The organism is Sphingopyxis solisilvae, from assembly GCF_015475875.1.
GTDB lineage: Bacteria > Pseudomonadota > Alphaproteobacteria > Sphingomonadales > Sphingomonadaceae > Sphingopyxis > Sphingopyxis solisilvae.
Genome location: NZ_JADKYM010000002.1, coordinates 1 through 13,890, shown reverse-complemented (window position 1 = coordinate 13,890; position 13,890 = coordinate 1). Strand labels below are relative to the sequence as shown.

General features: G+C 65.9%; 14 protein-coding genes. 6 read left to right on the top strand and 8 right to left on the bottom strand.

Annotation, left to right across the window (positions count from 1 at the left end; translation table 11 throughout):
• Positions 1 to 95 precede the first annotated feature (95 nt).
• Entirely contained in the window at positions 96 to 2,249 is a 2,154-nt protein-coding gene (locus IR187_RS02045; protein ID WP_228765485.1) for a S9 family peptidase, read from the bottom strand.
• Between the two features lie 68 nt (positions 2,250 to 2,317).
• Here IR187_RS02045 and IR187_RS02040 point away from each other — a divergent pair, with 68 nt between their 5' ends.
• From IR187_RS02040 to IR187_RS02020, 5 genes are all read left to right on the top strand, one after another.
• Positions 2,318 to 4,156 carry an aminopeptidase P family protein gene (locus tag IR187_RS02040; protein WP_194953056.1) on the top strand — a complete coding sequence of 613 codons (1,839 nt, stop codon included), beginning with the start codon at positions 2,318 to 2,320 and terminating at the stop codon, positions 4,154 to 4,156.
• Positions 4,157 to 4,164: 8 nt separating this feature from the next.
• Complete coding sequence (locus IR187_RS02035) at positions 4,165 to 4,626, top strand: acyl-CoA thioesterase (protein ID WP_194953055.1); 462 nt, start codon at positions 4,165 to 4,167, stop codon at positions 4,624 to 4,626.
• 259 nt (positions 4,627 to 4,885) lie between these two features.
• Complete coding sequence (locus IR187_RS02030) at positions 4,886 to 5,353, top strand: hypothetical protein (protein WP_228765484.1); 468 nt, start codon at positions 4,886 to 4,888, stop codon at positions 5,351 to 5,353.
• 35 nt (positions 5,354 to 5,388) lie between these two features.
• Positions 5,389 to 6,333: a bifunctional diaminohydroxyphosphoribosylaminopyrimidine deaminase/5-amino-6-(5-phosphoribosylamino)uracil reductase RibD gene (ribD, locus tag IR187_RS02025; protein ID WP_194953241.1), complete on the top strand. Its 945-nt coding sequence runs from the start codon at positions 5,389 to 5,391 to the stop codon at positions 6,331 to 6,333.
• 9 nt (positions 6,334 to 6,342) lie between these two features.
• Complete coding sequence (locus IR187_RS02020) at positions 6,343 to 6,957, top strand: riboflavin synthase (RefSeq protein ID WP_194953054.1); 615 nt, start codon at positions 6,343 to 6,345, stop codon at positions 6,955 to 6,957.
• Positions 6,958 to 7,250: 293 nt separating this feature from the next.
• Here IR187_RS02020 and IR187_RS02015 read toward each other — a convergent pair whose 3' ends face one another.
• Genes IR187_RS02015 through IR187_RS01990 form a run of 6 tightly spaced genes read right to left on the bottom strand, consistent with a single transcriptional unit; the run spans position 7,251 to position 12,052 of the window.
• Positions 7,251 to 7,721, bottom strand: a complete 471-nt coding sequence (locus IR187_RS02015) for an MmcB family DNA repair protein (protein ID WP_194953053.1) — start codon at positions 7,719 to 7,721, stop codon at positions 7,251 to 7,253.
• A 15-nt stretch (positions 7,722 to 7,736) separates the two neighbouring features.
• A complete protein-coding gene (ssb, locus tag IR187_RS02010) occupies positions 7,737 to 8,264 on the bottom strand; it encodes a single-stranded DNA-binding protein (protein ID WP_194953052.1) in 528 nt (175 codons plus the stop codon).
• A gap of 31 nt (positions 8,265 to 8,295) precedes the next feature.
• Positions 8,296 to 10,167, bottom strand: coding sequence for a ferrous iron transporter B (gene feoB, locus IR187_RS02005; protein ID WP_194953051.1), 1,872 nt, complete (start codon positions 10,165 to 10,167; stop codon positions 8,296 to 8,298).
• A complete protein-coding gene (locus IR187_RS02000) occupies positions 10,164 to 10,415 on the bottom strand; it encodes a FeoA family protein (protein ID WP_194953050.1) in 252 nt (83 codons plus the stop codon). Before IR187_RS02000 ends, feoB begins: the two co-directional genes overlap by 4 nt.
• Positions 10,416 to 10,469: 54 nt before the next feature.
• Positions 10,470 to 11,135 (bottom strand): COQ9 family protein, encoded by a 666-nt coding sequence (locus tag IR187_RS01995; RefSeq protein WP_194953049.1) that lies wholly within the window; start codon positions 11,133 to 11,135, stop codon positions 10,470 to 10,472.
• Between the two features lie 5 nt (positions 11,136 to 11,140).
• The gene (locus tag IR187_RS01990) at positions 11,141 to 12,052 is read right to left on the bottom strand and encodes a DMT family transporter (RefSeq protein WP_194953048.1); all 912 of its coding nucleotides are present in this window, start codon (positions 12,050 to 12,052) and stop codon (positions 11,141 to 11,143) included.
• A 113-nt stretch (positions 12,053 to 12,165) separates the two neighbouring features.
• Here IR187_RS01990 and IR187_RS01985 point away from each other — a divergent pair, with 113 nt between their 5' ends.
• Positions 12,166 to 13,251 (top strand): alkene reductase, encoded by a 1,086-nt coding sequence (locus IR187_RS01985; RefSeq protein ID WP_194953047.1) that lies wholly within the window; start codon positions 12,166 to 12,168, stop codon positions 13,249 to 13,251.
• Positions 13,252 to 13,398: 147 nt separating this feature from the next.
• Here IR187_RS01985 and IR187_RS01980 read toward each other — a convergent pair.
• Positions 13,399 to 13,890, bottom strand: a 492-nt coding sequence (locus IR187_RS01980; protein WP_407699061.1) for a hypothetical protein, incomplete at its 5' end; no start/stop codon positions are given.

Below are 13,890 nucleotides of genomic sequence, written 5' to 3'. Positions count from 1 at the left end.
TCGGTGGAGGGGAGGCGGTGATGGCGAGCTGTCGCACCGATGTGCCGAATTGTCGCACGGCTGTCGCAGCGCGCGGCGCTAGCGGTACCGGTACATTATTCCTCCACCCCCAGCTGCGTCAGCACGAAGGCGAACTCCTCGGCGTCCTCGCGCAGCGCGCCCCAGCGGCCCGACTTGCCGCCATGGCCCGCGCCCATGTTGGTGCGCAGCAGCAGGAGCGAATCGTTCGTCCGCGCCGCGCGGAGCTTGGCGACCCATTTCGCGGGCTCCCAATAGGTCACGCGCGGGTCGTTGAGGCCCGCCGACACAAGCATCGGCGGATAGGCCTTGGCCGTCACATTGTCATAGGGGCTGTAGCGCAGCATATAATCGAACGCCGCCTTGTCGGTGACCGGATTGCCCCATTCGGGCCATTCGCCCGGGGTCAGCGGCAGCGTTTCGTCGACCATCGTGTTGATGACATCGACGAAGGGTACGCCCGCGAGCACCGCGCCCCACAATTCGGGCGCCTCGTTATAAACAACCCCCATCACCTGTCCGCCCGCCGAGCGGCCCTCGATCGAAATCTTGCCCGCGCTGGTATATTTCTTGGCGATCAGGCCTTTTGCGACGTCAATGAAGTCGTTGAACGTGTTGGTGCGCTCGGTCGTCTTGCCCGCAAGATACCAGGCGCGCCCCATATCGTCGCCGCCGCGGACATGCGCGATGGCATAGATCATCCCTCGGTCGACGAGGCTCAAACGCGTCGTCGAAAAGCCCGGCGGGACGCGGTAGCCGTAGCTGCCATAGGCATAGAGGTGCATCGGCGCGCTGCCGTCGAGCTTTATGCCCTTTTTGTAGACGAGCGAGGCGGGGATCATCGTCTTGCCGTCGCGGCTCGGCAGATTCACCCATTCGGTAATATATTGGGACGAATCGTAACCGGACGGAATTTCCTGCACCTTCAGCGTTTCGAGCGTCCCGCTCGCCAGATCATAGTCATAGACGGTGTCGGGGGTGACCATCGATTCATAGTCAAGGCGCAGCTTGTCCTGATGATATTCGGGATTGTCGCCGAGCCCGGCCACATAGGTCGCTTCGGGAAATTTGATCCGGCCGGGGGTCAGCGGGGCGTCATATTTGCGGACATCGACCTGATCGAGCCCGTTCTCGCGCGCTTCCAGCACGAAATAGTCGCGAAAGATCGACAGGCCGGTGATGTAGCTATGATCCGATCCGGGGATCAGCGTTTTCCATTCGCCGGGCTTGTCGATGCTCGCGGTCGCGACACGGAAATTGGGGTGTTCGTCGTTGGTGTGGATATAGAGCGTGCCTTCGCGCTCATCGACGCTGTATTCGCGGCCCTTCTGGCGCGCCGATACGAGCTGCATCGGCGCTTCGGGATTGTCGGCGGGGAGGAGGTAAACCTCGCTCGTCTCGTTATCGCCCGTCGCGATGACGATATAATTGTCGGCGGCGGTCTTGCCGATGCCGACGCCGAAGCCGATGTCGGCTTCCTTGTAGAGCAATTTATCGTCGCTCACCGGGGTGCCGAGCTTGTGCAGCCGGACATTGTCGGTGCGCCAATTCTCGTTCGCAAGGCCATAGAGAATGGCGTCGTTGTTCGCGGTCCACACCAGCGACGATAAGGTGCCGGGGATCACGTCGGGGAGCAGCTCGCCCGTTTCGAGGTTGCGGATGCGCGCCTCGAAGCGCTCCGACCCATTGTCGTCGAACGAATAGGCCATCAGCTTGCCGTTCGGGCTCACCGACACTTCGGCGAGGCGGAAATATTCCTTGCCCGCCGCCATTGCGACCTCGTCGAGGATCAGCTGGGTATCACCACCGGCCGCCGGCTTCCTGTACCACTTCTTGTATTCGGCGCCTTCCTCATATTCGACCCAATAGACCCAGTCGCCGTCCTTTTGCGGCACGCTCGAATCGGCCTCCTTGATCCGGCCCTTCATTTCCTGGAACAATGTTTCGACCAGATCGGCGTGGGGCTTCATCGCCGCGTCGAAATAGGCGTTTTCGGCCTTCACATAATCGAGGATGTCGGCGTCATCGATTACGGGGTAGCTTTGATCGCGCAGCCAGAACCAGGGATCGGACAGCGTTTTGCCGTGCAAGGTCACGTCATGCGGCCGTTTTTCGGCGACCGGAGCGGCGGGGATGGTGGTCAATTCGCTCTCTTTCTCTGCGGCAAGGGCGGCCGGGGACGCGACAAGCGGGGTGGTAATTGCGGCCAGAAACATCCAAATAGCGCGCATAAGAAAACTCCCGCAGCATCGTCCCAGATGGGCCGGTTCGGCTGCGATGTAGGAACAAGGAAGCCGTCATGTCCAGCCCCGTCCCCGGCTCAATCCACGCCGAGCGCCTTGCCCGCGTCCGCACCGAACTCGCCGCGCGCGGCCTCGACGGCTTTGTCGTGCCGATCAGCGACGAGCATATGAGCGAATATGTCGGCGATTATGCGCAGCGCATGGCGTGGCTGACCGGCTTTGGCGGATCGGCGGGGACCGCGGCGGTGCTGCCCGAAAAGGCGGCGGTGTTCGTCGACGGGCGCTATACGGTGCAGGTGCGCGACCAGGTCGACGGCGCGCTGTTCGACTATGTCGGGGTGCCGCAGTCGAGTGTCGCCGAATGGCTCGGCGCCCATGTCAGCGCGGGGCAGAAGGTCGGGTATGACCCCTGGCTGCACAGCATCGACTGGGCACGCGGGCTGGAAAAGGCGCTGACGGCGAAGGGCGCCGAACTGGTCGCGGTCGATAAAAATCCGGTCGATGCCGCGTGGGACGACCAGCCCGCGCCGAGCGCCGCGGTCGTGACCGTCCATGATGCTACACTGGCCGGACAGAGCGCGGTGGAAAAGCGCGAGATCATCGCCGACTGGCTGAAAGCCAACAGCCTCGACACCACCGTGATGACTGCGCTCGATTCGATCGCCTGGACGTTCAATATCCGTGGCACCGACGTCAGCCACACCCCGGTCGGCCTCGCCTTTGCGTTGCTGCACGCCGATGCGACCGCCGACCTGTTTATCGCGCCCGAAAAGATCACCGATGCGGTGCGTGCGCATTTGGGCAACAGCGTGCGCATCCATGATCGCGACGCGTTCGAGGGTGCGCTCGCCGATCTCGCGGGCAAGAAGGTGGCGGTCGATCCCGACCGCGCGGTCGCGGCGATCTTTACCGCGCTCGAAGCGACCGGCGCCAAGATCGAGCGTCATCGCGACCCCGCGGTGCTGCCCAAGGCGATCAAGAACGACGTCGAACTCGGCGGCACCCGCGCCGCGCATGTCCGCGACGGGGTCGCGGTTTCGCGCTTCCTGAAATGGACGGAGGAGGTCGCGCCGCAGGGCGGGCTCGACGAGCTGGGCGCCGCGGCGAAGCTGCGCGAATTTCGCGAGCAGGGCGGCGGGCTGAAGGATCTGTCGTTCGACACCATCTCGGCGGCGGGGCCGAACGGCGCGCTGCCGCATTACAAGGTCGATGAGACGACCAACCGCGCGATCGAAACGGGCACGCTCTATCTGGTCGATTCGGGCGGGCAATATGCTGATGGGACGACCGACATCACCCGCACGATCGCGATCGGCACCCCTACCGCCGAAATGCGCCGCCGCTTCACGCAGGTGCTGAAAGGCCATATCGCGCTCGCCACCGCGCGCTTCCCCAAGGGCACGCGCGGCAGCCAGCTCGACATTCTCGCGCGCCAATATCTGTGGGCCGACGGGGTCGATTATGCGCATGGCACCGGCCACGGGGTCGGCACCTATCTGGCGGTCCACGAAGGGCCGCAGCGGATCGCCAAGCCCGCGGGCGGGCAGGCGGGGACCGAGGAGCCGCTGCATGCCGGCATGATCCTGTCGAACGAGCCCGGCTATTACAAAGCGGGGCATTTCGGCATCCGCATCGAAAATCTGGTGATCGTCGTGCCGCAAAGCATCACGGGCGCCGAGGAGGAGATGCTGGGGTTCGAGACGATTACTTTCGCGCCGATCGCGCAGAATCTGGTCGACGTGTCTTTGTTGTCGGCGACCGAGGCCGACTGGCTCGACGCCTATCACGCCGCGGTGTTCGACAAGCTGGCGCCGGGGATGGACGAGGCGACGCGCGGCTGGCTTGCCGCCGCCTGCGCGCCGCTCGACCGCACGCCTGCCGCGCTCGCGGCTTGAGCGTCCGTATGACCGACCCGCGCAGCGCCGTGCCGCTCGACGATTTCCGCGTGCAGGAGCGCGTGCGCGTGCGCTTCAACGAGATCGACGGACAGAATATCGTCTTCAACGGCAATTATCTGGTTTATGCGGACATCGGGGTGACCGAATATTTTCGCGCGCTCGGCGAAGGACAACCGGGACCGTATTTTGACCAATATGGTACAGACATCCGTGAAACGCATTGCGAAATCGATTATCATTCGCCGGCGCGGCTGGACGAGTTGATCACGATCGCGGCGCGGATCAGCGCGATCGGGCGGACCAGCTTCACGATCCACTGCGGCATATTTCGGGGTACGGACCGGCTGACCGACATCGAAATCGGTTATGCGCATATCGACAGCGACAGCGGCCAGCCGACCGCGTTGCCGGGCAGCTTTATCGCCGAAGTGCGGCGATTCGAGAAACGGCTGCCGCGCCAGGACTGATTCGCGCGCCGTGCCGGAAACGGCGAATCGCACTCTCAACCAAAAAGGTCGAAAAAAAGGGCCGCCCGAGGGGCGGCCCATGAAAGTTTTGGGAGAGGATGCCTAAAAGGCAGTGTCATATTGCAGCGCACAAAAAATTGTGCAACTGCGAAATGAGCATCTGTAATTGCAAAATTTGCAATCGTTGCCGGGTTGGTGTCTATTCAGTGCAATCTTCGACCCCCTCGCAAATTGACGCGGCATCGCCTAAACTGCGCCGATGCGAATGTTCAAACCTGTCGATGTTGGCGGCGGCCTGTCGGATTTCTGGGCCTATATCCGCCAACCGCGCCCGCATCGCTGGGCGAGCTGGGGGGTGGCGCTCGTTCTTCCGCTGGTCGTGTTTTACGGATTTTCGGAACATCTGATTCCCTACGAGAAGCCACAGCCGAAGATCATCTATTTCGAAAATTGGAAGCAGGACCGCGGCGCCGACGAGATTCGCGCCGACTGGGTCGCACGCGCAAAGGAGACGACCCGCCGAAACGCCGAAAAACGCGCAGAATATCAGCGCCTCGCCGACATGATGGGCGTCGCATATGATTCGGCGGAGGCCGACAAGGTGACCCGCGAAACTTTGGGCGAGGAAGCGGCGGCGGCGGCGAAGCAGAAAAGGCCGGTGGCTGCCCAGCGCTCCACCCTCGCCGAACGCGCGGCGCGCGGTCCGCAATCGCAGGCCGCCGACTGATCGGCATGCAGCCTGTACCCGCCGATGCCGACTGGATGGCAGCCGCGATCGCGCTGTCGCGGCGGGGGAAGCCGATGTCGGCGCCGAACCCCAATGTCGGATGCCTGATCGTCAAGGACGGGATCGTCGTCGCGCGCGGCTGGACGCAACCCGGCGGCCGTCCCCATGCCGAGGCGGTGGCGCTGGCGGCAGCGGGTGACGCCGCGCGCGGTGCGACCGCCTATGTCAGCCTTGAACCCTGCGCGCACACCAGCCCGCGCGGCCCGGCGTGCAGCGACGCGCTGATCGCCGCCGGTATCGCGCGCGTCGTCGTCGCGGCGCAGGATCCCGACCCGCGCACCGATGGCGAGGGCATCGCGCGGCTGCGCGATGCGGGGATCGCGGTTGTCGAGGACGTCCTGCCCGCCGACGCGCGCGCCGCGATGGCGCCGTGGTGGACGCGCCAGACGGCAGGGCGTCCGTATGTCACGCTCAAGCTCGCAACGTCGCTCGACGGCTGCATCGCGATGGCTGACGGGTCGAGCCGCTGGATCACGGGAGTGTGCGCCCGCGCGCACGGCCACCTCGAACGCGCGCAGCATCAGGCGATTCTCGTCGGCCGCGGGACGCTGGGCGCCGACGATCCGAAACTCGATGTGCGGCTACCCGGACTGGAAGCGCGCAGCCCGAAAAGGCTGCTGCTGACGCGGGGGATTGCGCCGGCCGGCTGGACCGCGGTTGGCTCGCCCGAAGCGATCGATGGCGTCGATTCGGTGCTGGTCGAGGGCGGCGCCGGGGCCGCGGCGGCTTTTCTCGCCGCCGACCGCGTCGACCGGCTTTTGCTCTATCGCGCCCCGATCCTGATCGGTGGCGGCAAGCCCGCGCTCGGCGACATCGGCCTGACCGGTCTGGCCGACGCCCATGGCCACTGGCGCCTGGCCGACAGCCGCCTGCTTGGCAGCGACCGGCTCGACGTTTACGAGCGGGTCAGAGAAGGATAAGCGCGCCCCATGTTCACCGGCATCATCACCGACATCGGCACCGTTCGTTCGCGCGAGGATCGCGGCGACGCGCGGCTGATCATCGGCACGACCTATGACACCGCCACCATCGACCTGGGCGCTTCGATCGCCTGTTCGGGCGCGTGCCTGACCGTCGTCGACAGGGGCGCCGATGCAGACGGGCATTGGTTTGCGATCGACGCGAGCGCCGAAACGCTGGCGCGCACCGCACCAGGCATGTGGGACGCGGGCCGCCGCATGAACCTCGAACGCGCGCTCAAGGTTGGCGATGAACTTGGCGGGCATATCGTCACCGGCCATGTCGATGCCGTCGGGACCATCGTGTCGGTCGTGCCGGTTGGCGACAGCGTGACAGTCACCGTCGCGGCGCCCGCTGCGCTGGCGGCGCATATCGCGCCGAAGGGATCGATCACCGTCGACGGGGTGTCGCTGACGGTGAACGAGGTCACCGACCAGCCCGACGGCAGCGCGCATTTCACGCTGAACATCATCCCGCATACGCAGGCGATGACGACGCTCGACGAAGCGGCGGCGGGGCGGTTGGTCAATCTGGAGATCGACATCCTCGCGCGCTATCTGGCGCGGATGCAGGCGCGGGGATAGGCGGGCTTCAGAGGTCGGTTGTGAGAATGTCTCACGCAAAGGCGCAAAGGCGCGAAGAAGAAAAAGTCAGCGCGGCGGGCCTTTCGATAATCTCACACAAAGACACAAAGATGGTGGTCTTCTCGAACACCGTCGCGCGCAAACCACGCGAAGCGCCATTTTGATGGTCGCCTGCGGCGACAAGCGACGGCCGCGGAAAATCACGCCATCTTTGTGTCTTTGTGTGAGATTTCTTTTTCTTTGCGCCTTCGCGCCTTTGCGTGAGAACATTTTCCTGCGCGACGCTGACGGCCTCAGCCTTCGCCCCAGCCCACCGCGATCTCAGGGTCCATCGCCACCATCGACCGCCGCATCGCGATGCGGCCGATGCGCAGCAGTTCGGATTTGCGCCGCGCCGGGGCGAGGTTGCAACTTGCGGCTTCGCGCACGACCGCGGCACCATAGCGGTCCGCGATGATCAGGCCCGAGGTTTCGGGGCGATAATCGGGGGTGTCGAGGATCGCCGGGTCGAGCCCCGACGCCAGTGCCCAGTAAAAACGGTCGCACCAGTCGCAATAGTCGGGCCATTTGCCGTCGCCGATGAGGTCGGCGCGGCTGACCTTGATCTCGACGATCGTGATGTTGCCCTTGGCATCGATCGCGGTCAGGTCGGTGCGCCGCCCGTTGGGCAACGGCACTTCGGGGATTGCGACCAGCCCCGCCTGCGCGAACAGACGGCACACGCCGCGCGCAACGTCCGCGGCGGTGATCTGTTCGCTCAGCATCGTGTCAGTTACTCGTCAGAACGGGACGTCGTCGTCCAGATCGTCGTCGAACGGCGGGCGTCCGCCGCCGCTACCGCCGCCGGACGATCCGCCGGAGCTGCCGCCCTGGTTCCAGCCGCCGCCCGAGCCACCGCTCGACCCGCCGCCGCCCCAGCTATCCTCGCCGCCACCGCCGCGCGAGCCGCCGCCGGGCGCGCCGTCGAGCATGGTCAGATTGCCGCCCATGCCCGCGATCACCACTTCAGTCGTATATTTGTCGTTGCCGTCGCGGTCCTGCCATTTGCGGGTGCGCAGCGAGCCTTCGATATAGACCTTCGAGCCTTTTTTCAGATAGCGTTCGACCACCCCGACCAGCCCTTCGCCGTTGATCACGACATTATGCCATTCGGTGCGCTCCTTGCGCTCGCCGGTCATGCGGTCCTTCCACTGTTCGGAGGTCGCGATGCGGATGTTGGCGATCTTGCCGCCGTTCTGGAACGACTTGATTTCGGGGTCGGCGCCCAGATTGCCGATCAAAATTACCTTGTTGACGCTGCCAGCCATGCCGCTCCGCTCCGCTTGAATGTTGGAAGGATCAGCCTAGTCCAAAGGCAACGGCTGTCCAGTAGGTGATACCTGCTGCGGCATAGGCGAGCGCGAACAAATAGCCAACCATGAACAGCGGCCATTTCCACCCGTTGGTCTCGCGCTTGGTGATCGCGATGGTGGAAATGCATTGCGGTGCGAACACGAACCACGCCAGAAAAGCGAGCGCCGTGGCGATGCTCCAGCGGCCCTGCAAGCGCTCGCTGAGCGATTGCGCCATCGCCTCCTCGTCATCGCCCGCCTCGATCGCATTGGCGGTGGCGAGCGCCGACACCGCCACCTCGCGTGCCGCCATCGCGGGGATCAGCGCGAGCGCGATGTCATGGTTGAACCCGATCGGCGCGACGACGACCTCCAGCCCGCTCGCGATGCGGCCGGCGACGCTGTAATCGACTTGGCTCTCGCTGCTGTCGGTCGGCACCGTGGGGTAGCTGAGCAGCAGCCATAGCGCGATCGTGGTGACAAAGATGATCGTCCCGGCGCGGCGGAGGAAAATCCACGCGCGCTGCCACAGCGCGATGGCGACATCGCGCAGCCGCGGCCATTGATAGCGCGGCATTTCCATCATGAAGCCCGCCGCGGTGCCTTTGGCGACGGTGCGGCGCAGCACCAGCGCGACGACGAGCGCCCCGACGATGCCGGACAGATAGAGGCCGAACAGCACCAGCCCCTGCAACCCGACCGGCGAGCCGCCGACGTTGCTGTTCGGGATGAAGGCGCCGATGATCAGCGTGTAGACGGGCAGCCGCGCCGAACAGGTCATCAGCGGCGCGATCAGGATCGTCGTCAGCCGATCCTTCGCATCGGGAATCGCGCGTGTCGCCATGATCCCGGGGACCGCGCAGGCGAAGCTGGACAGCAAAGGGATGAAGCCGCGCCCCGACAGCCCGACCTTGGCCATGATGCCGTCCATCAGAAAGGCGGCGCGGGTCATATAGCCCGTCGCCTCGAGCAACAGGATGAAGAGGAACAGGATCAGGATCTGCGGCAGGAAGACGATCACCGACCCGACCCCGCCGAGAATCCCCTCGATGATCAGTCCGCGCAGGAAGCCATCGGGCAACGCGGCATCGACCGCGCCCTGCAAGGCGGCGATGCCGCCCTCGATCCAGCCGATCGGCGCCTCGGACCAGGCATAGACCCCCTGGAACATCACGAACATTAGCGCGAGCAGGATCAGGAAACCTGCGACCGGATGCAGCACGATCGCATCGACGCGCCCGGTCCAGCGGCGCACCGGGGTTTCGGATACGGTCGCGGCGCGTGCGATTGCGCGGGCGCGCTGGTGCAGCGCGGCGTCGGAGGGCGGCGGGGCGGACGGCGCACTCGCCTGCGTCTGGTGCGACAGGATCGCGCCGTCGACCGCGGCGAGCAGGTCGGCCAGCCCGCGCTTGCGCACCGCGACGGTCGGCACCACCGGCACGCCGAGCTCGCGCGACAGGATCGCCGGGTCGAGCGTCAGCCCGTCGCGTGTCGCAAGGTCGAGCATGTTGAGCGCGACCACCGTCGGCCGCCCGAGCGCGATCAGTTCGAGCGCAAAGCACAGATGATTGTCGAGATTGGCGGCGTCGACGACGACGACCAGCGCGTCGGGCTGCCGCTCGCCCGCCTGCCTTCCCAGCAGCACATCGCGCGTCACCGCCTCGTCGGGACTGGCCGGAGTCAGGCTGTAACTGCCGGGCAGGTCGACCAGCGACATGGGGCGCCCATCGGCAAAGCTGGCGTGCCCCGCCTTGCGTTCGACGGTGACGCCGGGATAATTGGCGATCTTTTGCCGCGCGCCGGTCAGCGCGTTGAACAGGCTCGATTTGCCGGCATTGGGATTGCCGACCAGCGCGATCGTCGGGATGGCAGCGGTCATGGCGCGGTCGGCGCCACTTCGATCATCGCCGCCTGCCGCGCGCGGATGATCACTTGCATCCGCCCGACCGACAGCGCCAGCGGGTCACGCGAGAACAGGCTGCCGCGGTGCAGCGGGGTCACTTCGATCCCCTCCATCAACCCGAATTCGCGCAGCCGCCGCCCCTCGTCCTGCGACATGGCGTCCCAATCGATACGGGAAATGCGGACGGCGACGCCGAGCGGCGCAGAATCGAGCCTGGGGTTCATTTGCGAGCGATTATCAATAACGCTGGTCGAGCGCCAGCGCTTTATCGCGGCTCGCTAGCGCCCCGGATAGCGCAGCCGCCCGATGAAGCGGGCAAGGCTCGGGCGTTCGGTGCTGCGCGAGGCGCGGCGATATTTCCAGCTTTCGAAGCGCATCACCTGGTCGATCCGGCGCGCGAGGAAGGCGCGGGTGTCGGCAAAACCCGCGCTCTCGTCGTTCAGGAACACCGCCATTGTGGAGGCATAGACGGCGCCGAGGATCGCGCGTTTGCTGTAGTGGTTATAGTCGGTCGCGGTGTCGCCCGCGAGCCGCCACATCGCATCGGCGCTGCGCCAGCCGAGCTTGGCCGCGAACGGCACATTGGTGGGCAGCGCGAGCAGCGCGAGCGCGCGGCGCAGCGATTCGCGGTCGGGGGAGAGCAGGTCGATGCGCGTTTCGACCAGCGTCGTGATGCGTTCGCGGATCTTGAGCGCCGCCAGTTTGTCGGCGGGCCACTTCGCCGCCATGCGCGCGTCGATGTCGGCGAACCAGGCATCGACCATGTCGCGCCCGCCGCCGGGAAAGGCAAGCCGGGCGACGTCGGAATCAATCGCAACGCGGCGCGCCGCGTCGGCGAGCGCCGCGGCGCCGAAGCCGTCGAACGCCGCCGACTGCGCGACCAGCGGCGCGAGCGCGGCGCGGATCTCGTCAAGGGTCGGATCGGCAGGAAGGATCGAGGCCATAGGCTCTAGATAGGCGCCGCGCGGCGGTTCGGCAACCGGATCAGCACGAGCGCGGCGCCGACCATCATCCCGCCGAAAATGTCGAGGGGTCCCAGCAGCTCGCCGAACGCCAGCCAGCCGGCGAGCGCGGCGACCGCCGGCTGGACGAGCAAGGTCAGCCCGATGACGAGCGGCGAGAAGCGCGGCAGCGACCAGGTCATCAATCCTTGGCCGATGAGCTGGCTGGTCAGCGCCAGCAGGATCAGCGGCGTCCAGTTTTGCGGCATGATCGTCTCGCCCAGCCCCATCGCGGTGGCGAGCAGGATCGGGACACAGACGACCGACGAAATGGCGAGCGCGGTCCAGGGTTCGAGCGTGCCGCGCACGCGCTGCATCAGGATGACATAGGCGGTGTAGAGCACCCCTGCGAGCAGGCTGAGCAGGTCGCCGACCAGATAGGCGGGCGACAGTTCGTAACTTTGCCCCATCAAGAGCGCCGATCCGGCAAAGGCGAGCAGGATCGCCAGCGCCTGCCACCCGCGCGGCCAACGGCGCGCGAGGAAAATGCCCCAGATGACCAGCAGCAGGCTGGCGCAATTTCCGAACAAGGTCGCGTTGGCGACCTTGGTCTGGAGGATGCCGATATGCCAGGCGACGAGATCGAGCGCGAAAAAAATGCCCGCAGCGCCGGCCACGACGATGGCATTGCGGGGCGGCATCCGCCCGCCGCTCTCGCGCCATGCCAGCGCAAGCAGAAAGGGCAGCGCGATCGCCATGCGCCAGAAGGCCGAGGCGGTCGGGCCGGTGTCGGCCAGCCGGACAAACAGCGCGCCGACCGACAGCGAAATATTTCCCGCGAGCAACGCCAGAAACGCCCAGCGTCCCGCGACCGTCGCCGCACCGTCTTTCTCGTCGAGGCTTTCGATCTTGGCTGTCATTTAGATTTTCTTTTGATACTGACCATTGTGCAGGCACCGCGGCGACCATAGCTTTGCGGGCCATAGCGACGCCCCGACCGGTCGTCGCCGGAAATTTGGAACGTGGAGGATTTATGGCCGTATCGCTTTTCGACCCGATCAAGCTGGGCGCCATCGAGGCACCGAACCGCATCATCATGGCGCCGCTCACCCGCGGCCGCGCCGGGCCCGGTTTCGTCCCCAACGAGCTGGCGGTCGAATATTATCGCCAGCGCGCCGCGGCGGGCCTGATCATTTCGGAAGCGACCGGCATTTCGCAGGAAGGGCTCGGCTGGCCGTCGGCCCCCGGGCTGTGGACCGATGCGCAGGTCGAAGGCTGGAAGCCGGTGACCGATGCCGTCCATGCCGCGGGCGGGCGGATCATCGCGCAGCTGTGGCACATGGGCCGCCTCGTCCATTCGGTGTTCAACGACGGCAAGCCGCCGGTGTCGGCATCGGCCACCGTCGGCGCGGGCCGCGCTCATACGCCGGTCGGCCGTCGCGATCTGGAAGTCGCGCGTCCGCTGGAACAGAACGAGATCCCCCGCGTGATCGCCGATTATGTCCATGCCGCCGAAAATGCCAAAAAGGCGGGGTTCGACGGGGTGCAGCTGCACGGCGCCAACGGCTATCTGATCGACCAGTTTTTGCGCGACAATTCGAACCTGCGCGACGATGATTATGGCGGACCGGTCGAAAACCGCATCCGCCTGCTGCGCGAAGTCACCGAAGCGCTGACCGGCGTCTGGGGCGCCGACCGGGTGTCGGTGCGCCTGTCGCCGAACGGCGAAACGCAGGGCGTCGACGACAGCGCGCCGGAGAAGCTGTTCCCGGCGGCAGCCGCGGCGCTGGACGCGCTCGGCATCGGTTTCCTTGAACTGCGCGAACCCGGCCCCGACGGGACGTTCGGGAATACCGAGGTGCCGAAGCAGTCGCCCGCAATTCGTCAGGCGTTCAAGGGGCCGCTGGTGCTCAACAGCGACTATGATGTGGCGAAGGCCGAGGCGGCGCTGGCGAGCGGTGTGGCCGACGCCATCTCCTTTGGCCGGCCCTTCATTGCCAATCCCGATCTCGTCGAACGCATCCGGAGCGGCGCCGCCTGGTCGCAGGACAATCCGCAGACCTGGTATTCGCCGGGCGCCGAGGGTTACATCGACTATCCGGCTTTGGTGGACGCGTAAACGGTGTCTATCCTCCCTGTGGCGTAGCCATGGGGAGGTGGCAGCGCGAAGCGCTGACGGAGGGGCTATGACGCGGCGTCGCGGCCCCTCCACCATTTGCTTCGCGAACGGTCCCCCTCCCCGTCGCCATGCGACAGGGAGGATCGGCTAATCCCTTTCCGCAATCGCCTTGTCGATAATCCCCGCGCCCAGCGGCCCCAGAATATTGCTGCCGAAACGGAACAGCAGGAAGGCGCCGACAAACAGCAGCAAAGGCTGAATGATCAGCGCGACGATCGCTGCGACAAACGCGACGGCAAACAGCATCAGAAAACCGCCGCTCAGCGCCTGCTGTCCCTTCGGGCCAAGCTCGATCGTGCGCGGCCCTTTGGCATCCCACCATTTGCCGGTGACGATTTTTTTGCGACCGCCGCTTTGCGGCGGCGCCCGGCCGGGGATGCGCGCGGGCGCTGACGCGGTATCCGATTTCAGGGCTGGCCGGTCTTTCGGCCCGGTTGCCCAAGGCCGCTTGCCCGGCTCGGCCGTCGCGGCGGCAACGCGCGGCTTGGCGGGGGCGGCATTCGACACCGGCGGCTGGTTTGGGGCGGGCCGCGCGCTCAACCCCGATTCGGCGCGCGCGGCCGCCGACATATCGGGCGC

Excerpts from the sequence above, each read along its gene's own strand:
- IR187_RS02045 (WP_228765485.1), bottom strand. The coding sequence starts at position 2,249 with ATGCGCGCTATTTGGATGTTTCTGGCCGCAATTACCACCCCGCTTGTC.
- IR187_RS02040 (WP_194953056.1), top strand. The coding sequence starts at position 2,318 with ATGTCCAGCCCCGTCCCCGGCTCAATCCACGCCGAGCGCCTTGCCCGC.
- IR187_RS02035 (WP_194953055.1), top strand. The coding sequence starts at position 4,165 with ATGACCGACCCGCGCAGCGCCGTGCCGCTCGACGATTTCCGCGTGCAG.
- IR187_RS02030 (WP_228765484.1), top strand. The coding sequence starts at position 4,886 with ATGCGAATGTTCAAACCTGTCGATGTTGGCGGCGGCCTGTCGGATTTC.
- ribD (WP_194953241.1), top strand. The coding sequence starts at position 5,389 with ATGGCAGCCGCGATCGCGCTGTCGCGGCGGGGGAAGCCGATGTCGGCG.
- IR187_RS02020 (WP_194953054.1), top strand. The coding sequence starts at position 6,343 with ATGTTCACCGGCATCATCACCGACATCGGCACCGTTCGTTCGCGCGAG.
- IR187_RS02015 (WP_194953053.1), bottom strand. The coding sequence starts at position 7,721 with ATGCTGAGCGAACAGATCACCGCCGCGGACGTTGCGCGCGGCGTGTGC.
- ssb (WP_194953052.1), bottom strand. The coding sequence starts at position 8,264 with ATGGCTGGCAGCGTCAACAAGGTAATTTTGATCGGCAATCTGGGCGCC.
- feoB (WP_194953051.1), bottom strand. The coding sequence starts at position 10,167 with ATGACCGCTGCCATCCCGACGATCGCGCTGGTCGGCAATCCCAATGCC.
- IR187_RS02000 (WP_194953050.1), bottom strand. The coding sequence starts at position 10,415 with ATGAACCCCAGGCTCGATTCTGCGCCGCTCGGCGTCGCCGTCCGCATT.
- IR187_RS01995 (WP_194953049.1), bottom strand. The coding sequence starts at position 11,135 with ATGGCCTCGATCCTTCCTGCCGATCCGACCCTTGACGAGATCCGCGCC.
- IR187_RS01990 (WP_194953048.1), bottom strand. The coding sequence starts at position 12,052 with ATGACAGCCAAGATCGAAAGCCTCGACGAGAAAGACGGTGCGGCGACG.
- IR187_RS01985 (WP_194953047.1), top strand. The coding sequence starts at position 12,166 with ATGGCCGTATCGCTTTTCGACCCGATCAAGCTGGGCGCCATCGAGGCA.